Raw genomic sequence first — 23045 nt, forward strand, 5'->3', positions numbered from 1 at the left:
CGAGGGCATAGCCCTCGCGCGCACTTCAGCCTTGCACCGCCTGCTGCCACTGCCCTTGATCCACCTGGATCAAGGTCGGCCCCTTGCGCTCCACCGCCCGTGCCAGCGCCGCCTGCAATTGGACGAGATCGCCGACGTCCTCGGCGTCGGCCCCCAGCGCCCGCGCCACGCCGATGAAGTCCGGGGTATGGATATCCACGCCCACCGGCTCGATGGCCCGGTTGACCATGTACTTCTTGATTTCCTCGTACCCCTGGTTGTTCCACAGCAGCACGATCAGCGGCACCTGGGCTTCCACCGCGCTGGCCAGCTCCGGCAAGGTGAACTGCAGGCCGCCATCGCCGATCAGGCACACCGCCGGCGCGCGCTGCGCAGGTACTTCGGCGCTGCCCAGCCAGGCGCCCATCGCCGCCGGCAAGGCGTAGCCCAGCGTGCCGTAACCGGTTGAGGCGTTGAACCAACGACGCGGCTGGGCCATGTCCAGGGTCAGGTTGCCGGTGTACACCGGCTGGGTCGAGTCGCCCACCAGGATGGCGTTGGGCAATGTTTCCAGAATGCCGGTCAGCAGACGCGTCTGGCTCAAGGTCGGCTGATCCCAGGTGGCGGCGTTGTCCACGCGCAAGCGCGCGGCGCGGGCAGCCCCCCAGCTGGCGTCGCGCCGTGGTTGCGGCTGCAGTTGCAGCGCCACCAGCAACGCTTCGCTCGCCTGCTCCGCATCGGCGACCAGCGCCAGTTCCGGCAGGTAATTGCGCACGGTCTGGTCCGGGTCGATGTCGATCCGCAGCAGGCTCCCGGGGATCTCGAAACCACCTTTGAACGTCACGTCATAGTCGGTCTCGGCCAGCTCTGTGCCGACGGCCAGCACTACATCGGCCTCGGCCACCAAGGCACGGGTGGCCGGCAGGGTCTGGGTCGAACCGATCTGCAGGGGATGGCGCGCAGGCAACAGGCCTTTGGCGTTGATGGTCAGCGCCACCGGCGCCTGCAGGTGCTCGGCCAGGCGGGTGAGCGCATCGCCAGCCCCCAGGGCGCCGCCACCCGCAAGGATGAGCGGCCGTCGGGCCTTGGCCAGGCGCGTGGCCATCTGCTGCACCGCCAACGGCGCGGCACCGGCGCGGGCGGTGCGGACCGGGCGCGCCGGTAACAGGTGATCGGCCGGCTCGACCAGCACATCCAGTGGAATCTCGATATGCACCGGGCGCGGCCGGGCACCGTCGAACACGGCAAAGGCACGGGCCAGGACCTGGGGCAGGTCGTCTGCGCTCATCAGTGTCTGCGAGAATGCCGCCACGCCAGCGACCAGGCCGGACTGGTTGGGCAGCTCGTGCAGCTTGCCACGCCCGCCGCCGAGCTGGTCGCGGGACTGCACGCTGGAGATGACCAGCATGGGGATCGAGTCGGCATAGGCCTGGCCCATGGCGGTGGTGATGTTGGTCATGCCCGGGCCGGTGATGATGAAGCACACCCCTGGCTTGCCACGCGTGCGTGAGTAGCCGTCGGCCATGAAACCGGCGCCCTGTTCATGGCGCGGAGTGACATGGCGGATCGAGGACGCCGCCAGGCCACGGTAGAGTTCCACGGTATGCACGCCAGGAATGCCAAAGACATGGTCAACGCCATAGCCTTCGAGGAGTTTTACCAGCACTTCGCCACAGGTTGCCATCGTCGAATACCCGATTCTTGTTGAGATCGGTGTTCATGGAAGCAAGTGGTGGCTACCGCCACAATGCAAAAAAACACATACTAGCCATGACTTGACCTCATGGCTCACCTGTGATGAAACGCCTACCGCCCCTCCCCGCCTTGCATACCTTCCTGGTGACCGCCCAGCACTGCAACTTCACCCGCGCGGCGCAGCAGTTGCATATCACTCAGGGTGCGGTCAGCCGACAGATCGCCGGGTTGGAAGAGCACCTGGGTTACCCGCTGTTCCAGCGCCAGGCACGCGGCCTGGCCCTGACGCGCGAAGGCCAGGATTGGCTGCCCAGGGTGCAGCAGCTCTTCGCCCTGCTCGAGCAAGGCGTACGCGAGGTCGGCGGGCGCAGTTCGACACTGCAACTCAAGGCCCCCACTTGCGTGATGCGTTGGCTGCTGCCACGCCTGATGGAGTGGCAAGCCCTGCGCCCTGACGTACCGGTGGAGCTGACCACCACCGTGCAGCATGGCGTGGATTTTCGCCGGGAGGGCTTCGATGCGGCGGTGGTCTATGGCGCCGAACCCAACCAGGGACTGCAGGTGTGCAAGCTGTTCGACGAGCAACTGACGCCAGTCTGTGCGCCATCCCTGTCGGACGGTCCATTGCAATTGCAGGACCTGACCCGGCACATGCTGCTGCATCCATCGCGGGACGAGCATGACTGGCGGCTGTGGTTGCAGGCGGCCGGAGCCGGATTCGAGCCGCAGGGGCCGAAGCAGCATTTCGAGACGCTGGACATGGCGATGGCGATGGCGGCGCAGGGGACTGGGGTTGCCATCGGCGATTTTTCACTGATCGGCGATGATCTGCGCGCCGGGCGGTTATGCATGCCGTTCGAGCTGAAGGTGACAACCGGGAAAGGGTATTACCTGGTGACCCCATCGAAGACCCTGCCCGCAGGGCTGGCCGAGCTGATGGAGTGGCTGTGCGAGCGTGCTGCTCGATAATCAGGCAGCCCCGCTCCCACAGCAGGCTCGCCGCTGTCACCAGCGATGAAGACGGCTCAGTATCCGACCGTGAACCGGGCCCGGGAGTGCGCCGGTTTCTCCAGCTCATCGATCATCGCGATCGCATAGTCGGCGAAGGTGATCCAGCTCTTGCCATCGGCGCCGATCAGCAGGTGATCCTTGCCCAGCGTGTAACGCCCGCTGCGCTCACCTTCGACGAACTCCGCCGACGGCGACAGGAAGGTCCAGTCCAGCGACGGTTCCTGACGCAGCACATCGAGGAAGCGCACCCCGGCGCTGGCCTCGGCCTTGTAGGCTTCGGGGAAGTCCGGACTGTCGATCACCCGGTGCCCGGAGGGCAGCAGCAGACTGCCGGCACCGCCGACCACCAGCAGGCGCTTGACGCCGGCACGCTTGACCGGCTCGATGATCGCGTGGGGTTCGAGAGTGGAGAAATGCGCCGCGCTCAGGACGGCGTCGCAGCCTGTGACCGCCGCCTGCAAGGCGGCGCTGTCCTTGGCATCCAGCGCCTTGACCGTCACACCTTCACGGCCTTGCAGCGCGCCTGGGTCGCGAGCGATGGCCACCACACTGTGGCCACGACGCAGCGCCTCCTCCAGCAACTGACTGCCAGCGCGCCCGGTGGCGCCGATGATTGCGATCTTGCTCATGGAAAACACTCCAGTTGGTTGAAAGGGGTTACCACTTCATCTCGCCTTTGGCGACCTTGGCGCCCAGTTCCAGGGAGCTCTCGTCGGCAAGGTTCGGGTAGCGCTGCTTCATCGCCGCGATCAGCGCGGCGGCGTTGGCAGCCTTGGCGGCCTCGGCGTCGAAGTCACGAATGTAGCCGGCGGTGAAGCGCACCGCCGCCAGCGAACGGCTGCTGTCGCCCAGGTAGTGACCCGGGATCACGGTACGCGGCGCGAGCTTTTCGATGTGCGCCAGGGTGCTCAGCCAGTCGGCATGGGATTGCGCAGTCTGGGTGTCGGCCATCCACACATGGATATGTTCGGACACCACCACGCCACCGACCACGGCCTTGATCGAAGGGATCCAGACGAAGCTGCGATCCGGCTGCGGCCCGTCGAGGCCGACCACCTCCAGCGCGTTGCCTTCCAGCTCCAGGCGATTGCCCTCGAGGACCTCCGGCACCACCAGCTTCGCCGGTTTGTCGGCGCCCATCTGCGGGCCCCAGTAGGCAAGCTTGGCGTCCATGGTCTTGCGGATATGCTCGACGGTCGCGGCCGAGGCCACCACCCGCGCCTTGGGGAACGCCTGAACGAGCGTGTCCAGGCCGAAGTAGTAGTCCGGGTCGCCGTGGCTGACATAGATGGTGGTCAGCTGTTTGCCACTCTTGCGCAGGCGTTCGACCACCTGTTGGGCCTGGGCCTTGCCGAACTGGGCGTCGACCAGGATGGCATCGTGCTCGCCACTGACGATCACCGAGCTGACCGGGAAGATGGCGTCATGGCCGGGGTTGTAGACATCGAGCTTGAGCGGTTCGGCGGCCATGGCCGGGCCGGCCAGGGTCAAGCAGGCCAGGAGCAGGCCACGCAGAGGGGTGAAGAGCGACATGGGGCATTCCTGTGTACGGGACGATGGAAACAAGCTTAGTTGCCCGATCCAATACAAAAAATGCGATGCTGCAACATAGTTTGTTTCTGAAATCGGGCAGATCATGGACCGTCTCAACGCCATGCGCGTCTTTGTCACCGTCGTCGACCTGGGTAGCCAATCGGCCGCGGCGGATCATCTGGAACTTTCGAGGCCGGTCGTCTCGCGCTACCTGGCCGAGCTGGAGGACTGGGTCGGCGCACGGCTGATGCAGCGCACCACGCGCAAGCTCAGCCTGACTGCCGCCGGGCAGGAAACCCTGCCACGCTGCCGCCAGTTGCTGGAACTGGCCGGCGACCTGCAGAACGCCGTGCGTCAGCCGGACGACGCACCGCGCGGCGAGCTGCGCATCAGTGTCAGCACGTCGTTTGGCCAGGCCCAGCTGGTGGATGCCTTGGCCGCCTACGTCAAACGCTATCCCGGCGTGAAGGTGGAGCTGCAGATGCTCGACCGCACCGTCAACCTGGTGGACGAACGCATCGACCTGGCAATCCGCACCAGCAACGATGTCGACCCCAACCTGATCGCCCGGCGCCTGAGCGTGTGCCGTTCGGTGATCTGCGCCAGCCCCGCCTACCTGCGCGAGCACGGCACGCCGCGGCAGGTGGAAGAGCTGAGCCGACACAATTGCCTGACCCATGCCTATTTCGGCCACAGCCTGTGGCATTTCGAGGTGGATGGGCAGAACGTCGCCGTACCGGTGCAGGGCAACCTCAGCGCCAACGAAGCCATGACCTTGCAGAAGGCCGCGCTGGCCAACGCCGGAATCGCCATGCTGCCCACCTATCAGGCGGCAGCCGCGCTGCGCAGTGGCGAGCTGGTGCGCCTGCTGCCAGAGGCCAGGCCCAGGGAGCTGACGCTCAATGCCGTGTACACCTCACGCAAGCACATGCCAGCGACCCTGCGCAGCATGCTGGACTTTCTCGCGCAGCGATTCAGGGACGAGCCGGAGTGGGATCAAGGACTGGGTCTGTAACTCGTGCAGATCAGCCAGGCAGGCCTATGCTTGAGGTATCACCTGTTGCATCAGCAGGAGGTCCGCACCATGAGCATCAGAACCCGGTATTGCGCCATCGTCCTCGCCCTCGTCGCGGTGGCAGGGCTCTACGGCTCCGCCTGCTGGCGGGTCGAGCTGCTACGCAGCCAACCCAATGCCGCCGCCAGTTGCGTCCACGAGCACTGCGTCCCCCACACTGCCACGTTGAGCGCCGTCAGGTAACGGGGATCATTCCTCGACGCTCATGTACTCCTTGGCCCAACGGATGTAATCCTCCGGCTGGGTGTAGGTGTGCGATAGCTCGGTGGCGCTGAGGCTGTGCGACTTGTGCTGCTGGCCACGCTGTTGGCGCAGACAGTCATAGGTGGCCTTGATGGCGGCGAAATAGGCCGCATGGCCGTCGACCACGATACGCACGCCCAGGCGTGCCAGGCGCTCGTCGTCGCGCAGGTTCGGGTTGCCGTAGGTGACCAGCATCAGCGGCACGCTGAGGTGCTCGGCAATCTGTTCCAACTGCTCGAAGTCCTTCACACCCACCATGCAGATGCCATCGGCACCGGCCTTCTGGTAGCTCTGGGTGCGCACGATGATTTCTTCGGTGGTCAGCACGCCGGCGTTGGTACGGGCGATGATCGCCAGCGCCGAATCCACACGCGCTTCCAGCGCCGCACGAATCTTGCCCACGCCCTCATCGACCGGAATCAGGTCGGTGGACTTGCGGCCGAACTGGGCCGGCAACAGTGTGTCCTCGATGGTCAGGGCGGCCACGCCGGCACGCTCCAGTTCGATCACCGTGCGCATCACGTTGAGGGCGTTGCCATAGCCGTGGTCGGCGTCGGCCAGCACCGGCAGTTGCGCGACCCGGCCAATGCGCGTGGCCTGCTCAACGAACTCACTGAGGGTGATGAGGGCGAAGTCCGGCGCGGCCAGGACCTGCAGCGAGGCGACCGAGCCGCCGAGAATGCCGACTTCGAAGCCCAGGTCCGCGGCGATGCGCGCGGACATCGGGTCGAAGACCGAGGCGGTGTGATAGCACGAACCTGAAGCAAGCAGTTCGCGGAAGGCAAAACGCAGATCGTGGTGGGAAGCCTTGGGCATGATCACTCCGCTTGTAATGAGAAAATTGTGAACGGCTGACAACCGACCCCTGTACCGGGTCTACCTGACTGTTCCAACCGTCGCCATCTGGGCGGTCATGCTCGACATGCAGGCAGAGGAATAGAAGGTGTGGACATACAGTGACGCGAAACCCTGCGGCAAACGGCCGCACCACGCTGGTGCAGGCCCCGGATTTCAGCCTCTGCGGCCCGGCCACGATATCACGCGGCCAAGCAGCACTGGATGAATGCGCCAATGCCGATCTTGCATAGGGGATGCAGGTAGTACATAGGTAGCTATGTAACTCAGGTTACAATTCCCACCCTGAAATGAGCCCATCGCGGGGCGAACTGGCTCCGACGATGCCTCGCGATTGCGCCAACACCGACAACAAGGTACACCCGTGACCGCCGCCCTGCCCCCTACCGCCCTGCGTAGCGTCCTGACCGCCCTGATGCTGGCGATCTTCCTTGGCGCCCTCGATCAGACCATCGTCGCCGTGTCCATGCCGGCGATCTCCGCTCAGTTCAACGATGTCGGCCTGCTGGCCTGGGTCATCTCCGGCTACATGGTGGCCATGACCATCGCCGTGCCGATCTACGGCAAGCTGGGCGACCTCTATGGACGGCGGCGGATGATCCTCACCGGCACCGCGTTGTTCACCCTGGCCTCGATCGCCTGCGGGCTGGCCCAGGACATGCCGCAGCTGGTGCTGGCGCGCGTCATCCAGGGCATCGGCGCCGGCGGCATGGTGTCGGTGAGCCAGGCGATCATCGGTGACTTCGTGCCGCCGCGCGAACGCGGCCGCTACCAGGGCTACTTCAGCAGCATGTACGCCCTGGCCAGCGTGGCCGGGCCGGTGCTTGGCGGCTGGCTGACCGAGTACCTGTCCTGGCGCTGGGTGTTCTGGATCAACCTGCCGCTGGGGCTGGCGGCCTTGTGGGTGATCCACCGTGCGCTGGATGGATTGCCGGTACAACGCCGCGAAGCGCAGGTGGACTATCTCGGCGCGCTGCTGATGATCATCGGCCTGGGCGGTCTGCTGCTGGGCATCACCCTGGTCGGCCAGGGCCATGCCTGGCTTTCGACGCCAGTGCTGGCGCTGCTTGGCTGCGCGGTGCTCGGCGTGCTGGTGTTCGTCATTCATGAACGGCGCTGTCGTGAACCATTGTTGCCGCTGGGGCTATTCGGCAATCGGGTCGCGGTGCTGTGCTGGTGCGTGATCTTCTTCGCCAGTTTCCAGTCGATCTCGCTGACCATGCTCATGCCTTTGCGTTTCCAGGGCATCACCGGAGCCGGGGCGGACAGCGCCGCGCTGCACCTGCTGCCGTTGGCCATGGGCCTGCCCATCGGCGCCTTCACGGGCGGGCGCATCACCAGCTTGACCGGCCGTTACAAGCCACAGATCCTCACGGGCGCACTGCTGATGCCCGTGGCCATCGCCGCCATGGCCCTGACGCCGCCGCAATCGGGGCTGCTCAGCGCGCTGTTCATGCTGCTGACCGGGATCGCCTGTGGCCTGCAGTTCCCCACCTCTCTGGTCGGTACACAGAGCGCGGTGGAGATGAAGGATATCGGCGTGGCCACCAGCACCACCAACCTGTTCCGTTCGCTCGGCGGGGCCATGGGCGTCGCTTGCATGTCCAGCCTGCTGCTGGCGCTGCTGCATCAGGGAGGCTTAGAGATGATGGGCAACCCGTTGCTGGGCAGCCTCAAGATGGGCGAGGCGGACCCACTGACCCAGGCACGCCTGCTGGAGACCTTCCGCCATCTGTTGCTGGCCAGTGCCGCGGCCTCTCTGATCGGGCTGTTGGCCGCGCTGGCGTTGCCGGACCGGCAATTGCGCGGGCGTTGAAAGCCCCGCGCCCTGCAGGGAGCAAATCCGGTCATGACAAAGTATTAATCCCCCCTTAATGTATGGGGGAAACACTTCATCACAATCATTCACAAAGTGTCATTTGCGCAGGCCCGGGCTCAAGCGCAGCATGTCCAGCCCGGTGTCGACCCATTTTTCAACGTCACCCAGCAGGTCGAAGCTGTCCGGTAGCAGCAACCAGCGCCCAATCAGGCCATCCACATAGGCAAATGTCGCAATGGCCGCCCGTTCGGGGTCGAGATCGGCCGGTAGCTGGCCACGTCGCACGGCGTTGGCCAGGGTCAGGGCAATACTCTGGTGGCAGTCCAGCACCGCCCCCTGGCGCTGCTGGCGAATCTCACACATGTCGTCGGTGAACTCGCACTTGTGATGCAGGATTTCATTGATACGCCGGGTACGGGCATCGAGCACCAGCTCGCTGAACACTTGCAGAAGCAACTTGCGCATGCAGCCGAGCGGATCCAGCTCATCTTCGCTTTCACTGGCCCGGGCCAGGTGGTCATGCGTCTCGTGCAGGCTGTCGAGCAGCGCCTGTACCAGATCGGCCTTGTTGCTGAAGTGCCAGTAGATCGCGCCGCGGGTCACCCCCGCGAGCTCGGCGATGTCGGCCAGGGTGGTTCGCGCAACCCCGCGCTTGTAGAAGGCCTTTTCCGCCGCCTCGATGATCTGGGCGCGGGTTTCCTGGGCTTCTTCTTTGGTTCGACGGACCATGGCAGTACAACCTCGTCAGGCCCCGCACGCTCGCTTGGCGGGCGGGAATCAGGCCGGGGCAAGCTCTTTTCAAGGCCGCTCCCGGGTGTATTTGGGCGATCCGTGGCGAAAGATCCACGACTCACCTGCGCTATTTACAAACAACCATGAATGCAAGTATATTCCTTAGCAAGCTATTTATCCACCGGATAGCGTTTTTCCTACAAGACTCTTCCACTATATTCTTGAGCTCCCCTGCTCCTGCGACCCGAGGATCCTCATGCAATTCAAGCCAGCCGTAACCGCCCTGGTTTCCGCCGTGGCCCTGGCAACCCTGCTCAGTGGCTGTAAGAAAGAGGAAGCAGCGCCAGCGCCGCAGGCTCCTCAGGTCGGCGTCGTGACCCTGCAACCCCAAGCCTTCACCCTGACCTCGGAACTGCCGGGGCGCACCAGCGCCTACCGGGTGGCCGAGGTCCGACCACAGGTCAATGGCATCATTCTCAAGCGCCTGTTCAAGGAAGGCAGCGACGTCAAGGAAGGGCAGCAGCTCTACCAGATCGACCCCGCCGTCTACGAGGCCAACCTGGCCAACGCCCAGGCCAACCTGCAGGCGACCCGCTCGCTGGCCGAGCGCTACAAGCAGCTGATCGACGAGCAGGCCGTGTCCAAACAGGAATACGACGACGCCAATGCCAAACGATTGCAAGCCGATGCCTCGCTCAAGAGCGCCCAGATCGACCTGCGCTACACCAAGGTCCTGGCACCGATCAGCGGTCGCATCGGCCGCTCGTCGGTCACCGAGGGCGCACTGGTAAGCAACGGTCAGGCCAACGCCATGGCCACCATCCAGCAGCTCGATCCGATCTACGTCGACGTCACCCAGTCCACCGCCGAGCTGCTGAAGCTGCGTCGTGACCTGGAAAGCGGCCAGTTGCAGAAGGCCGGCGAGAACGCCGCCCAGGTCCAGCTGGTGCTCGAAGATGGCAGCCTGTTCAAGCAACAGGGTCGCCTGGAATTCTCCGAAGTCGCGGTCGACGAGACCACCGGTTCGGTCACCCTGCGCGCCATCTTCCCCAACCCCGAGCACACCCTGCTGCCCGGCATGTTCGTGCATGCGCGGCTGAAGGCCGGGGTCAACGCCAACGCCATCCTGGCGCCGCAACAGGGCGTGACCCGCGACCTCAAGGGCTCGCCCACCGCACTGGTGGTCAACCAGGAGAACAAGGTCGAACTGCGCCAGCTCAAGGCCAGCCGTACCCTGGGCAGCGACTGGCTGATCGAGGAAGGCCTGAATCCGGGTGACCGCCTGATTACCGAAGGCCTGCAGTTCGTGCGCCCAGGCGTCGAGGTCAAGGTCAGCGAAGCCACCAACGTCAAGAAGCCGGGCGGCCCCGATCAGGCCAGCGCAGCGAAAGCAGACGCCAAAGCGGAGTAAACCATGTCGAAGTTCTTTATCGATCGCCCGATCTTCGCCTGGGTGATCGCATTGGTGATCATGCTGGTCGGCGCTCTGTCGATCCTGAAGCTGCCGATCAACCAATACCCCAGCATCGCGCCGCCGGCCATCGCCATCGCCGTGACCTACCCGGGCGCCTCGGCGCAGACGGTGCAGGACACCGTGGTGCAGGTGATCGAGCAGCAGCTCAACGGTATCGACAACCTGCGTTACGTGTCGTCGGAAAGCAACTCCGACGGCAGCATGACCATCACCGCTACCTTCGAACAGGGCACCAACGCCGATACCGCCCAGGTCCAGGTGCAGAACAAGCTGAACCTGGCCACCCCGCTGCTGCCGCAGGAAGTGCAGCAGCAAGGTATCCGCGTCACCAAGGCAGTGAAGAACTTCCTGCTGGTGATCGGCCTGGTGTCCGAAGACGGCAGCATGACCAAGGACGACCTGGCCAACTACATCGTCTCCAACATGCAGGACCCGATCTCGCGTACCGCTGGCGTGGGTGACTTCCAGGTGTTCGGTGCTCAGTACGCCATGCGTATCTGGCTCGATCCGGCCAAGCTGAACAAGTTCCAACTGACGCCTGTGGATGTACGCACCGCGGTCTCCGCGCAGAACGTGCAGGTGTCTTCCGGCCAGCTCGGCGGCCTGCCGGCGCTGCCGGGTACCCAGCTCAACGCCACCATCATCGGCAAGACCCGCCTGCAGACCGCAGAGCAGTTCGAGAAGATCCTGCTCAAGGTCAACGCCGACGGCTCCCAGGTGCGCCTGGGCGATGTCGCCACGGTCGGCCTGGGTGGCGAGAACTACGCGGTCAGCGCCCAATACAACGGTTTGCCGGCCTCGGGCCTGGCGGTCAAGCTGGCCACCGGCGCGAATGCCCTGGACACTGCCAAGGCGCTGCGCCAGACCATCGCCGACCTGGAGCCGTTCTTCCCGCCGGGTGTCAAGGCGGTGTTCCCGTACGACACCACGCCAGTGGTCACCGAGTCGATCAGCGGGGTGATCCACACCCTGATCGAAGCCGTGGTCCTGGTGTTCCTGGTGATGTACCTGTTCCTGCAGAACTTCCGCGCCACCATCATCACCACCATGACCGTTCCGGTGGTGTTGCTGGGTACCTTCGGCATCCTCGCCGCCGCCGGCTTCAGCATCAACACCCTGACCATGTTCGCCATGGTCCTGGCCATCGGCCTGCTGGTGGACGACGCCATCGTCGTGGTGGAGAACGTCGAGCGGGTGATGTCCGAGGAGGGCCTGCCACCGAAGGAGGCGACCAAGCGCTCCATGGAGCAGATCCAGGGTGCCCTGGTCGGTATCGCCTTGGTGCTGTCGGCAGTACTGCTGCCCATGGCGTTCTTCGGCGGCTCCACCGGTGTGATCTACCGCCAGTTCTCCATCACCATCGTCTCGGCCATGGGCCTGTCGGTGCTGGTGGCGCTGATCTTCACCCCGGCCCTGTGCGCCACCATGCTCAAGCCGCTGAAGAAGGGCGAGCATCATGTGGCCAAGCGCGGCTTCTTCGGCTGGTTCAACCGCAACTTCGACCGCAGCGTCGTGGGCTACGAGCGTAGCGTTGGCACTATCCTGCGCAACAAGATTCCGTTCCTGCTCGCCTACGCGCTGATCGTGGTCGGCATGATTTGGCTGTTCGCCCGCATTCCCACCGCGTTCCTGCCCGAGGAAGACCAGGGCGTGCTGTTCGCCCAGGTGCAGACCCCGGCCGGCTCCAGTGCCGAGCGCACCCAGGTGGTGGTCGACCAGATGCGCGAGTACCTGCTCAAGGAAGAAGCCGATACCGTGTCGTCGGTGTTCACCGTGAACGGTTTCAACTTCGCCGGTCGTGGCCAGAGCTCGGGCATGGCGTTCATCATGCTCAAGCCATGGGGCGAGCGCTCGAAGGAGAACAGCGTGTTCGCCCTCGCCCAGCGCGCGCAGATGCACTTCTTCGGCTTCCGCGATGCGATGGTGTTCGCCTTCGCTCCGCCCGCGGTGCTCGAACTGGGTAACGCCACCGGCTTCGACGTGTTCCTCCAGGACCGCGCCGGTGTCGGTCACGCGAAGCTGATGGAAGCGCGCAACCAGTTCCTGGCCAAGGCCGCGCAGAGCAAGATCCTCAGCGCCGTGCGCCCGAACGGCCTGAACGACGAGCCGCAGTACCAGCTGACCATCGACGACGAGCGCGCCAGTGCCCTGGGCGTGACCATCGCCGATATCAACAACACCCTGTCGATCGCCCTCGGCGGCAGCTACGTCAACGACTTCATCGACCGTGGCCGGGTCAAGAAGGTGTACATCCAGGGCGAGCCGAACTCGCGGATGAGCCCGGAAGACCTGCAGAAGTGGTACGTGCGCAACGGCGCGGGCGAGATGGTGCCGTTCTCCTCCTTCGCCAAGGGCGAATGGAGCTACGGCTCGCCGAAGCTGTCGCGCTACAACGGCGTCGAAGCGGTGGAGATCCTCGGTACCCCGGCCCCTGGCTACAGTACCGGTGAGGCCATGGCCGAAGTCGAGCGCATCGCCGGTGAACTGCCAAGCGGTATCGGCTACTCCTGGACCGGCATGTCCTACGAGGAAAAACTCTCCGGCTCGCAGATGCCGGCGCTGTTCGCCCTCTCGGTGCTGTTCGTGTTCCTCTGCCTGGCGGCCCTGTACGAAAGCTGGTCGATCCCGATCGCCGTCGTGCTGGTGGTGCCACTGGGTATCATCGGTGCGCTGATCGCCACCAGCCTGCGCGGGCTGTCCAACGACGTGTACTTCCTCGTCGGCCTGCTGACCACCATCGGCCTGGCAGCGAAGAACGCGATCCTCATCGTCGAGTTCGCCAAGGAGCTGCACGAGCAGGGCCGCAGCCTGTACGACGCGGCCGTCGAGGCCTGCCGCATGCGTCTGCGCCCGATCATCATGACCTCGCTGGCGTTCATCCTCGGCGTGGTACCGTTGACCATCGCCAGCGGCGCCGGTGCGGGCAGCCAGCACGCCATCGGTACCGGTGTAATCGGCGGCATGATCAGTGCGACCGTACTGGCCATCTTCTGGGTACCGCTGTTCTTCGTCGCAGTGTCGTCGCTGTTCGGCAGCAAAGAGCCGAAAGAAGACGCCACCCCTGAAACTCCACGTTATGAGGCTGGGCAATGACCAAGTCTTTGTTATCCCTGGCGGTCACCGCCTTCATCCTCGGCGGCTGCTCGCTGATCCCCGACTACCAGGCGCCGGAATCCCCGGTGGCCGCGCAGTGGCCACAAGGCCCGGCGTACTCGCCGACCGAGTCGGCCAACGTCGCTGCAGCCGAACAGGGCTGGCGCCAGTTCTTCCACGACCAGGCGCTGCAGCAGCTGATCCAGACCTCGCTGGAAAACAACCGCGACCTGCGCGTCGCGGCGCTGAACATCGACGCCTACCGCGCCCAGTACCGCATCCAGCGCGCCGACCTGTTCCCGGCCGTTACGGCCAATGGCAGCGGCAGCCGCCAGCGGACGCCGGCGAACATGTCGCAGACCGGCGAGGCGGGCATCACCAGCCAGTACTCGGCCACCCTCGGCGTCAGCGCCTATGAGCTGGACCTGTTCGGCCGGGTGCGCAGCCTGACGCAACAGGCCCTGGAGACCTACCTGTCCAGCGAGCAGGCACGCCGCTCCACGCAGATCAGCCTGGTGGCCAGCGTGGCCAACGCCTACTACACCTGGCAGGCCGACCAGGCCCTGCTGAAGCTGACCGAGGAAACGCTGAAGACGTACGAAGAAAGCTACAACCTTACCCGTCGCAGCAATGAGGTAGGCGTGGCTTCGGCGCTCGACCTGAGCCAGGCGCGTACCGCCGTGGAAGGCGCTCGAGTCCGGCTGTCGCAGTATCAGCGCCAGGTCGCCCAGGACCTGAACAGCCTGACCGTGCTGGTAGGGACCGGAGTGGGCACCCTGCCCAAACCGCTGGAGCTCAATGCCGACCAGCTGGCCGAAGTACCGGCCGGCCTGCCGTCCGACATCCTGCAGCGCCGTCCTGACATCCAGGAAGCCGAGCACCTGCTCAAGGCCGCCAACGCCAACATCGGTGCGGCCCGCGCAGCGTTCTTCCCAAGCATCAGCCTGACCGCCAACGCCGGGACCCTGAGCCCGGACATGGACGGGCTGTTCAAGGGTGGTTCGGGCACCTGGCTGTTCCAGCCGCAGATCAACCTGCCGATCTTCAACGCCGGCAGCCTGAGAGCGAGCCTGGACTACTCGAAGATCCAGAAGGACATCAACGTCGCCCGCTACGAAAAGACCATCCAGACCGCCTTCCAGGAAGTCTCGGACGGCCTGGCCGCGCGCAAGACCTTCGAGGAGCAGTTGCAGGCCCAGCGCGACCTGGTGGCCGCGAACCAGGACTACTACCGCCTGGCCGAGCGCCGCTACCGCATCGGGATCGACAGCAACCTGACCTTCCTCGATGCCCAGCGCAACCTGTTCAGCGCCCAGCAGGCACTGATCAGCGACCGCCTGTCGCAACTGGTCAGCGAGGTCAACCTGTACAAGGCCCTCGGCGGCGGCTGGTACGAGCAGACCCAGCAGCAGGCTTCGATCCAGACGCCAAAAGGCTGATTGCTCCAGCAACAGCATCAAGCCCACCCTCGCGGTGGGCTTTTTGTTTGGAGCTTCTACCGGCCTCTCGCCGACAAGCCGGCTCTCACAGGTACAGCGCAAGCCATGAGATCAGCGCGAACCCTGGGAGCGCCGGCTTGCCGGCGATGAGGCCCGATGCCCAAACAATTCGTTCGATAATCGCCCCCTTCCACTTGCGACGAATTGCCTCGCGCCCACCCTCCCCCGCACCATCACCCACGCAACGTTGCACAAGTTCTCTCTAAAGACGCCAACCCTGCGGCCCGCACCCGCAGCGCACCGGCTCGCCCAATAAAAACAAGAGATCCACGACAGATGAGCACTTTGCAACCCGCACGCCAGCTGCTGCCGGGCCTGTTGGCCCTGTCCTGCGCCCTGCCCGTCCTGGCCGCCGAAGGTGGCTTCCTGGAGGACGCCAAGGCCAGCCTCAACCTGCGCAACTTCTATATCAACCGCAACTTCGTCGACCCGGCCAACCCCCAGGGCAAGGCCGAGGAATGGACCCAGAACTTCATCCTCGACGCCCGCTCCGGCTTCACCCAGGGCACCCTGGGCTTCGGTGTCGATGTGCTCGGGCTGTACTCGATCAAGCTGGACGGTGGCAAGGGCACGGCCGGCACCCACCTGCTGCCGGTGCACGACGATGGCCGCCCGGCGGATGACTTCGGCCGCCTGGGCGTGGCGTTCAAGACTCGCCTGGCGCAGACCGAACTGAAGGTCGGCGAATGGATGCCGGTACTGCCGATTCTGCGCTCGGACGATGGTCGCTCGCTGCCGCAGACCTTCCGCGGCGGCCAGCTCACCTCGAAGGAGATCGACGGCCTGACCGTCTATGCCGGCCAGTTCCGTGGCAACAGCCCACGCAACGACGCGAGCATGGAAGACATGTTCATGCAGGGCCGCGCGGGTATCACCTCCGATCGCTTCAACTTCGCCGGCGGCGAGTACACCTTCAACGACAAGCGCACCCTGGTCGGCCTGTGGGATGCCCGACTGAAAGACATCTACCGCCAGCAGTACCTGAACCTGGTGCACAGCCAGCCGCTGGGCGACTGGACCCTCGGCGCCAACCTGGGCTATTTCCTCGGCAAGGAGGATGGCAGCGCCCGCGCGGGCGACCTGGACAACCGCACCGCCTCGGCGATGCTCTCGGCGCGCTACCAGGGCCATACCTTCTACGTCGGCCTGCAGAAGGTCAGCGGCGACGATGCCTGGATGCGGGTCAATGGCACCAGCGGCGGCACCCTGGCCAACGACAGCTACAACGCCAGCTTCGACAATGCCGGGGAGCGCTCGTGGCAGGTACGCCATGACTTCAATTTCGTCACCGTGGGCATTCCCGGGTTGACCTTGATGAACCGCTATATCAAGGGCGACAACGTGCATGCCGGCGGTGCGAACAATGGCAAGGAATGGGCGCGGGAGAGCGAACTGGCCTATGTCGTGCAATCGGGGACGTTCAAGGACCTGTCGGTGAAATGGCGCAACTCGACCATGCGCCGGGACTTCAGCACCAATGCGTTTGACGAGAACCGGTTGATCGTCAGTTATCCGTTCAATCTCCTTTGACTCCAGCGCGGGGCGAGCCTGCTCCCACGCCGCTCCTACGTTGTGCACGCGGCGTGGGAGCGGGCCCGCCTCGCGATCAGGCCAGCCGCCCAGCAAATAACTAAAGTGAATATTTAAATCAAATAACATTCTTTGACGCTATATGTAACAACCCGCTAAAACCGAGCCCTGATCCCCGCACCAGAGCCCGAGCATGGACCTCCGCCAACTGCGCTATTTCATCGCCCTCACCGAATACCGCAGTTTCGTCCGCGCCGCCGAAGCCATGGGCATCACCCAGCCCGCGTTCAGCCGCGCCATCCAGAACCTCGAGCAGACCTTCGGCTGCGCGCTGGTCGATCGCGCCAACAAGGCACTGCCGCCGACACCCGAGGGCCAGGTGGTGCTGCAGCACGCCCGCCGCCTGGTGCAGGGCGCCGCGCAGTTGAACAATGAGGTCCTGCAGATGACCAAGCTCGATGCCGGCGAACTGCACTTCGGTTGCGGTCCGGCCCTGGCCGTGCGCCTGGTGCCCCAGGCCCTGCAGCACTTCATCGCGACTCACCCGGGTATTCGCAGCGCCTTGCTGGTGGACAATGCCGAACGCCTGGGCCAAGCCCTGCGCCGCGAGCAGATCGAGTTCTTCGTCGATGACGTGCGCCCCTTCGAGGCCGACCCGAATTTCCACACCGAACCATTGACCCCACGTCCCGGCTTGTTCTTCTGCCGTCCCGGCCATCCGCTGTTGGCCAAGGACAGCCTGTCGACCAACGACCTGTTCGCCTATCCGCTGGCCAGCGCCCTGCTCGCCCCGGGCGTGCGCAAGCGCCTGGCCAACCTCAGCGGGCGCAGCGATTTCACTCCGCACCTGCAGACCGAGCATCTTGCCGTGCTGCGCAGCGTGGTGCTGGCCAGCGACGCCATCGGCACCGCCAGCGAAGAAGCCGTGAGCGAGGACCTGGCCACCGGCCACCTGGTACGCCTGCACTGGCGCAACCTGCCCCCGGGCCTGGAAGTGCTGAGCGTGCGATGCGGGGTGATCAGCCGCAGCGGCTATCGCCTGTCGCCGGCGGCTCGGGCGATGATCGATACCCTGGTCAGCCTGGATGCCGCCCCATCGCCCGCAGACGCGGCGCGTCGACAATCTCCACCTCGCCATAGCCCAGGCGCACCACGCCGGACTGCTCGAGGTTCCTGAGGATCTGGTTGATGGTCTGACGTGACAGCGACAGCATCAGCGCCAGCTGCTCCTGAGAGACCTGCAGCCGCCACTGGGCGACATCGCGTTCGCCGTAGCCTTCGGCCATCTGCAACAAACGCTGCGCCACCCGCGGCGCGGCGGCCAGCAGGCTCTGCTGCTCCAGGGCGACGAACACCCAGCGCAGTTTTTGGCTCATCAAAAGGGCCAGGTCGCGCCAATGGCGGGGCTCGCCTGCCAGCCACTCGAGAAGCGGCGCCTGGGGGATCCACAGCAACCGCGTCGCGCCCTCGGCGAAAGCGTCATGGGTGCGCGGCTGGCCATCGAACAGACTGATCTCGCCGAACCAGTGCGGCGACTCGACCAGCGTCAGCAATGCCTCCTTGCCCTCGCTGCTGACCGCACCGACACGCATCGCCCCTTCGAGCACCGCGTACAGGCCGCAAGGCGCATCGCCGCGCTGGAACAGGCATTGCCCTGGCGCCAGCTCACGCGGACGAGCCAAGGCCAGCAGGCTATCCTGAACGGTAACGGGCAATTGCCGGAACCACTGGCCATGCACAAGCTGGGTACGCGGGTCGAGCATGGTGCCTCGCAAAGCGGACTCTGTCGGCCAGGCGACAGACGACGATGGAAGAACGGGGCAAGCTGCGCTCACCCCTGATGGAGGAACAACAATGAAAAACCTCGTCGAACACCTGAGTCAATACGCGGCCTATCACCGCGATCCACGCAACATCGCCACCCACTTCATCGGTATTCCGCTGATCGTGCTGGCGGTGACCATCCTGCTGTCGCGTCCCGGTTGGGACGTGGCGGGTCTCTGGCTGTCACCGGCGCTGCTGCTGGCGGGCTGGTCGGCGTGGTTCTACCTGCGCCTGGACCTGCGCTTCGGGCTGGTGATGGGCCTGCTGCTGGGGTTGTGCCTGTGGGCCGGACAGGCGCTGGCCGTCCAGGGCACCGGCGTGTGGTTGAGCGCCGGACTGGGCGCGTTCGTGGTCGGCTGGATCATCCAGTTCGTCGGGCACTGGTACGAAGGGCGCAAGCCAGCATTCGTCGATGACCTCAGCGGGCTGATCATCGGGCCGCTGTTCGTGGTGGCGGAGCTGGCGTTCATGGCCGGGCTGTGCCCTGAGTTGAAAAAGGCCGTGGAGGCCAATGCCGGGCCGGTGGCCATCCGCCAGAAGAAAGCGGCGATCTAACCAGAAGAGTCAGGGGCCGCTGCGCGCCCCATCGCGACACAAGGCCGCTCCCACAGGGGTTTGCACAGGCCTGTGGGAGCGGCCTTGTGTCGCGATGGGCTGCGCAGCAGCCCCGGCAATCTCTCAAGTCACCTGAGTGCGCGACTCCACCCCCAGCTCATCCCACACCGACTCGGCCAGGTGGAAGGTGGCATTGGCCGCTGGAATCCCGCAGTAGATCGCGCTCTGCATGATCACCTCCTTGATCTCTTCCCGCGTCACGCCATTGTTGGCCGCCGCGCGCAGGTGCAGCTTGAGTTCTTCGTTGCGGTTCATGCCGATCAGCATGGCGATGGTGATCAGGCTGCGGGTGTGCCGTGGCAATCCCGGGCGCGTCCAGATATCGCCCCAGGCATGCCGGGTGATCATCTCCTGGAACTCGCCATTGAAGTCATTGAGTTTTTCCAGGCTGCGGTCGACATGGGCATCGCCCAGCACCGCGCGGCGCACCTGCATGCCCGCCTCGTAGCGTTGTTTCTCGTCCATCGGATGCTCCTTAACGGGCCAGCAGGAAGTCGAGCACCCGGCGGCTGAACGGCGCGCCGATCTCGACATTGGACAGGTGCGCGGCAGGGAACTCTACATAAGCGGCACCGAGGATGCCGGCCTGCATGAAGCGGCCGTGCTCGGGGGTGGTGACCGCGTCGGCGGTGCCGGCGACGATCAGGGCCGGCACTTGGATGCGGTTGAGCTGGTCCCGGAAGTCGGCATCGCGGACCGCGCCGCAGTTGGCCGCGTAGCCCTCGGGCGAGGTCTGCGCCAGCATCTGGCAGATGCGCTGGGCCTGGTCCGCCTCGGCAGCGGCGAAGGCCGGGGTGAACCAGCGGGCGGTGGACGCATCGCGCAGATCGCGCATGGCCTGCTGGCCGCCCTTGAGCACGGTATCGATGCGGCTGTTCCACACCTCGTCGTTGGCGATTTTCGCCGCGGTGTTGCACAGGGTCAGGCTGAGCAGGCGGCTGCCGGCATTGATGCCCAGCCACTGACCGATCAGGCCACCCATGGACAGGCCGACGAAGTGGGCCTTTTCGATATCCAGTGCATCGAGCAGCGCCAGTACGTCTTCACCCAGCTGGTCGATGCTGTAAGGCCCCTCGGTGACCAGCGATGCACCATGGCCACGGGTGTCGTAGCGCAGCACGCGCAAATGTTCGGCCCACACCGGGATCTGGATATCCCACATGTGCAGATCGGTGCCCAGCGAGTTGGACAGCACCAGCACCGGCGCATCGGCCGGACCGTCGAGTTGGTAATGCAGTTCGCCATCGGCCAGTTGCACGTGCGCCACAGCGGTCTCCTTCAAGCAGTGAATCGTTGATGTTCGGCCACCGCCCGCGCCACCCACACACGGGCCTGGCCGAGGTAGTGGGTCGGATCGAGCAGGCGGTCGAGTTCGTCGCTGGACAGTTCGGCAGCGACCTGCGGCTCGTCACCCAGCACGGCACGCAGGTGCCGCCCCTCGGCCACGGCGCGCTGACAGCATTGCTCCAGCAGGTGATGGGCACGGTCGCGGCCAAGACGCTGGGCAAGCACGATGCTGACCGCCTCGGCCAGCACCAGGCCTTGGGTAAGGTCGAGGTTGCGGCGCATGCGCGCGGCGTCCACCTGCATGCCCTCGGCGATCACCTGGGCCTGGCGCAAGGCGCCGGAGACCAGGCAGCAGATATCCGGCAGGGTTTCCCATTCGGCGTGCCACAGCCCAAGGCTGCGCTCGTGCTCCTGGGGCATGGCGGCGAACAGCGTCGACAGCAGCCCCGGCACGCGGGTGGCGGCGCCGATCAGCACCGCCGCGCCTACCGGGTTGCGCTTGTGCGGCATGGTCGAGGACCCGCCCTTGCCGGGCGCCGCAGGCTCGAACAGTTCGCCCGCCTCGGTCTGCATCAGCAGGCTGACATCGCGGCCGAACTTGCCCAGGCTGCCGGCAATGAGGCCCAGCACCGAAGCGAATTCCACCAGGCGATCGCGCTGGGTGTGCCAGGGCTGCTCGGGCAAGCTCAGCTGCAACTGCTCGGCCAGTGCCTCGGCTACCGGCAACGCCTTGCTGCCCAGCGCCGCCAGGCTGCCCGACGCCCCACCGAACTGCAGCACCAGCAGACGCGGGCGCAGCTCCTTGAGGCGTTCGCGATGCCGGGTCAACGCACCCAGTACGCCGGCCAGCTTCATCCCGAGAGTCACCGGCGTTGCGTGCTGCAGCCAGGTACGCCCCACCAGGGGCGTGTCGGCATGGTGCAGCGCCTGACGTGCAAGGGTATCGGCCAGCTTGCCGAGGTCGCGCTCGATCAAGGCCAAGGCATCGCGCAGTTGCAGCACCAAGCCGCTGTCCATCGCATCCTGGCTCGTCGCCCCGAGGTGCACGTAGCGCTCGGCCTCGGGCACGCCACTGGCGACCACCTTGCCCAGCGCCTTGACCAGCGGGATGGCCGAGTTGCCGGCAGTGGCAATGGCCTCGGCCAGGGCACCGACCTCATAGCGCTCGGCCTTGCAGGCCGCCTCGATGGCCACCACCGCCGTGTGCGGCACCAGCCCGGCAGCCGCCTCGGCACGCGCCAGCGCTGCCTCGAAGTCGAGCATGCCCTGCAACCGGCCACGGTCGGAAAAGACCTCGCGCATGGCCGGCGCGGTGAAGTAGGCATCGAACAGCTGGTTGCTCATGCAACGTCCTCAATGGTCATGGTGCAGGTACGCCGCCTGCTTCGGCAGACGCAGGCTGAACAGGAAGGCCACCGCCATCATGGCGGTCACGTACCAGTAGAAGGTGTTCTCCATGCCCATGGCTTTCAAGCCCAGGGCCACGTATTCGGCCGAGCCGCCGAACACCGCGTTGGCCACGGCATAGGCCAGCCCGACACCCAGCGCCCGGACCTGCGGCGGGAACATCTCGGCCTTAACCAGGCCGCTGATGGAGGTGTAGAAACTGACGATGCACAGCGCCAGGGTCACCAGCACGAAGGCCATGAACGGACTGCTCACGGTCTTCAGCGCCATCAGCAGCGGAACGGTGAAGATCGTCCCCAGGGCGCCGAACAGCAGCATCGAATTGCGCCGCCCGATCCGGTCGGACAGCATGCCGAACACCGGCTGCAGGATCATGAACAGGAACAGCGCGCCGGTCATCACGAAACTGGCGCTCTTGGCATTCATCCCCGCGGTGTTGACCAGGTACTTCTGCATGTAGGTGGTGAAGGTGTAGAAGATCAGCGAACCACCCGCGGTGTAGCCCAGCACGGTGATGAAGGCGGCGGCATGGTTGCGAAACAGCCCGCTGATGCTGCCGGCGTCCTTGTCCTGGCGGGTCTCGGCGCTGCTGGTCTCCTTCAGCGAGCGGCGCAGCATCAGCGAGATCAGCGCGGCGATCGCGCCGACCACGAATGGGATGCGCCAGCCATAGGCGCGCAGTTCTTCTTCCGTGAGCAGTTGCTGCAGGATCACCACCACCAGCACCGCCAGGAGCTGGCCGCCGATCAGGGTGACGTACTGGAACGAGGCGAAGAAGCCGCGCTGGCCACGCAGGGCCACTTCGCTCATGTAGGTGGCGGTGGTGCCGTACTCGCCGCCCACCGACAGGCCCTGGATCAGCCGCGCCACCAGCAGCAGGGCCGGCGCCCAGGTGCCGATGCTGGCGTAGGTGGGCAGGCAGGCGATGATCAGCGATCCGCCGCACATCATCAGCACCGAGATCATCAGCGAATTCTTGCGCCCGTGGCGGTCGGCCAGGCGGCCGAAGATCCAGCCGCCGATGGGGCGCATCAGGAAGCCGGCGGCGAATACCCCGGCGGTGTTGAGCAGCTGGACCGTGGGGTCGTCGGAGGGGAAGAAGGCCGGGGCGAAGTAGATGGCACAGAAGGCATAGACATAGAAGTCGAACCATTCCACCAGGTTGCCCGACGAGGCGCCGACGATGGCGAAGATGCGCTTGCTGCGTTCTTCGCCGGTGTAATAGCTGGAAGTCATGGTGTTTTCACTCCTGGGGGTCACTGCAAAGTCTAGACATACCCAGTAACAATCTCGTTCCCTGCCGGACACGGTTCCCTGTAGGAGCGGCCTTGTGTCGCGAAGGGGCTGCGTAGCAGCCCCGGCGACTTTCGCGTT

20 protein-coding genes are annotated in these 23045 nt (G+C 65.2%); 10 read left to right on the top strand and 10 right to left on the bottom strand.

The window, feature by feature from the left end; translation table 11 throughout:
• Window positions 1-25: 25 nt before the first annotated feature.
• Window positions 26-1663, bottom strand: coding sequence for a 5-guanidino-2-oxopentanoate decarboxylase (locus tag N7422_RS17275; protein WP_279807673.1), 1638 nt, complete (start codon window positions 1661-1663; stop codon window positions 26-28).
• A 113-nt stretch (window positions 1664-1776) separates the two neighbouring features.
• Here N7422_RS17275 and N7422_RS17280 point away from each other — a divergent pair, with 113 nt between their 5' ends.
• Entirely contained in the window at window positions 1777-2643 is an 867-nt protein-coding gene (locus N7422_RS17280) for a LysR substrate-binding domain-containing protein (RefSeq protein WP_279807674.1), read from the top strand.
• Window positions 2644-2699: 56 nt separating this feature from the next.
• On the opposite strand, the gene N7422_RS17285 is transcribed toward N7422_RS17280, so the two are convergent.
• On the bottom strand, window positions 2700-3314 hold the full coding sequence (locus N7422_RS17285; RefSeq protein ID WP_279807675.1) for an NAD(P)-dependent oxidoreductase: 615 nt from the start codon (window positions 3312-3314) through the stop codon (window positions 2700-2702).
• A 28-nt stretch (window positions 3315-3342) separates the two neighbouring features.
• Entirely contained in the window at window positions 3343-4218 is an 876-nt protein-coding gene (locus N7422_RS17290; RefSeq protein WP_279807676.1) for an MBL fold metallo-hydrolase, read from the bottom strand.
• Window positions 4219-4321: 103 nt separating this feature from the next.
• Between N7422_RS17290 and N7422_RS17295 the strand changes: the two genes are divergently transcribed.
• Together N7422_RS17295 and N7422_RS17300 are read left to right on the top strand one after the other, a co-directional pair.
• On the top strand, window positions 4322-5233 hold the full coding sequence (locus tag N7422_RS17295) for a LysR family transcriptional regulator (protein WP_279807677.1): 912 nt from the start codon (window positions 4322-4324) through the stop codon (window positions 5231-5233).
• Between the two features lie 69 nt (window positions 5234-5302).
• Window positions 5303-5476 (top strand): hypothetical protein, encoded by a 174-nt coding sequence (locus N7422_RS17300; protein WP_279807678.1) that lies wholly within the window; start codon window positions 5303-5305, stop codon window positions 5474-5476.
• Between the two features lie 6 nt (window positions 5477-5482).
• Here the strand turns inward: N7422_RS17300 and N7422_RS17305 are convergent, their stop codons facing one another.
• Window positions 5483-6352, bottom strand: a complete 870-nt coding sequence (locus N7422_RS17305) for an oxaloacetate decarboxylase (protein ID WP_279807679.1) — start codon at window positions 6350-6352, stop codon at window positions 5483-5485.
• Window positions 6353-6755: 403 nt separating this feature from the next.
• Here N7422_RS17305 and N7422_RS17310 point away from each other — a divergent pair, with 403 nt between their 5' ends.
• A complete protein-coding gene (locus tag N7422_RS17310) occupies window positions 6756-8207 on the top strand; it encodes an MDR family MFS transporter (protein ID WP_279807680.1) in 1452 nt (483 codons plus the stop codon).
• 99 nt (window positions 8208-8306) lie between these two features.
• Here the strand turns inward: N7422_RS17310 and N7422_RS17315 are convergent, their stop codons facing one another.
• Window positions 8307-8939 (bottom strand): TetR family transcriptional regulator, encoded by a 633-nt coding sequence (locus N7422_RS17315; protein ID WP_279807681.1) that lies wholly within the window; start codon window positions 8937-8939, stop codon window positions 8307-8309.
• A gap of 259 nt (window positions 8940-9198) precedes the next feature.
• Between N7422_RS17315 and ttgA the strand changes: the two genes are divergently transcribed.
• The 5 genes from ttgA to N7422_RS17340 all read left to right on the top strand — a co-directional run bounded on the left by ttgA (window position 9199) and on the right by N7422_RS17340 (window position 17715).
• Window positions 9199-10353 carry a toluene efflux RND transporter periplasmic adaptor subunit TtgA gene (gene ttgA, locus N7422_RS17320; protein ID WP_279807682.1) on the top strand — a complete coding sequence of 385 codons (1155 nt, stop codon included), beginning with the start codon at window positions 9199-9201 and terminating at the stop codon, window positions 10351-10353.
• 3 nt (window positions 10354-10356) lie between these two features.
• Window positions 10357-13509 carry a multidrug efflux RND transporter permease subunit TtgB gene (gene ttgB, locus N7422_RS17325; protein WP_279807683.1) on the top strand — a complete coding sequence of 1051 codons (3153 nt, stop codon included), beginning with the start codon at window positions 10357-10359 and terminating at the stop codon, window positions 13507-13509.
• Window positions 13506-14948, top strand: coding sequence for an AdeC/AdeK/OprM family multidrug efflux complex outer membrane factor (locus N7422_RS17330; protein WP_279807684.1), 1443 nt, complete (start codon window positions 13506-13508; stop codon window positions 14946-14948). Before ttgB ends, N7422_RS17330 begins: the two co-directional genes overlap by 4 nt.
• A 336-nt stretch (window positions 14949-15284) precedes the next feature.
• The gene (locus N7422_RS17335) at window positions 15285-16538 is read left to right on the top strand and encodes an OprD family porin (protein ID WP_279807685.1); all 1254 of its coding nucleotides are present in this window, start codon (window positions 15285-15287) and stop codon (window positions 16536-16538) included.
• Window positions 16539-16731: 193 nt separating this feature from the next.
• Window positions 16732-17715 (top strand): LysR family transcriptional regulator, encoded by a 984-nt coding sequence (locus tag N7422_RS17340; RefSeq protein WP_279807686.1) that lies wholly within the window; start codon window positions 16732-16734, stop codon window positions 17713-17715.
• Here the strand turns inward: N7422_RS17340 and N7422_RS17345 are convergent.
• On the bottom strand, window positions 17615-18301 hold the full coding sequence (locus N7422_RS17345; RefSeq protein WP_279807687.1) for a Crp/Fnr family transcriptional regulator: 687 nt from the start codon (window positions 18299-18301) through the stop codon (window positions 17615-17617). The genes N7422_RS17340 and N7422_RS17345 overlap by 101 nt on opposite strands.
• A 91-nt stretch (window positions 18302-18392) precedes the next feature.
• Here N7422_RS17345 and N7422_RS17350 point away from each other — a divergent pair, with 91 nt between their 5' ends.
• The gene (locus N7422_RS17350; RefSeq protein WP_279807688.1) at window positions 18393-18917 is read left to right on the top strand and encodes an Mpo1-like protein; all 525 of its coding nucleotides are present in this window, start codon (window positions 18393-18395) and stop codon (window positions 18915-18917) included.
• A 123-nt stretch (window positions 18918-19040) separates the two neighbouring features.
• Here the strand turns inward: N7422_RS17350 and pcaC are convergent, their stop codons facing one another.
• From pcaC to N7422_RS17370, 4 genes are read right to left on the bottom strand one after another with little or no spacing between them, the layout of a single operon-like run.
• Window positions 19041-19442 (bottom strand): 4-carboxymuconolactone decarboxylase, encoded by a 402-nt coding sequence (gene pcaC / locus N7422_RS17355; RefSeq protein ID WP_186713129.1) that lies wholly within the window; start codon window positions 19440-19442, stop codon window positions 19041-19043.
• Window positions 19443-19452: 10 nt separating this feature from the next.
• Window positions 19453-20244 carry a 3-oxoadipate enol-lactonase gene (gene pcaD, locus N7422_RS17360; protein ID WP_279807740.1) on the bottom strand — a complete coding sequence of 264 codons (792 nt, stop codon included), beginning with the start codon at window positions 20242-20244 and terminating at the stop codon, window positions 19453-19455.
• Between the two features lie 11 nt (window positions 20245-20255).
• A complete protein-coding gene (locus N7422_RS17365; protein WP_279807689.1) occupies window positions 20256-21608 on the bottom strand; it encodes a 3-carboxy-cis,cis-muconate cycloisomerase in 1353 nt (450 codons plus the stop codon).
• Window positions 21609-21617: 9 nt separating this feature from the next.
• A complete protein-coding gene (locus tag N7422_RS17370) occupies window positions 21618-22907 on the bottom strand; it encodes an MFS family transporter (protein ID WP_279807690.1) in 1290 nt (429 codons plus the stop codon).
• Window positions 22908-23045 lie beyond the last annotated feature (138 nt).

It is taken from the genome of Pseudomonas sp. GD04091 (assembly GCF_029836165.1).
GTDB lineage: Bacteria > Pseudomonadota > Gammaproteobacteria > Pseudomonadales > Pseudomonadaceae > Aquipseudomonas.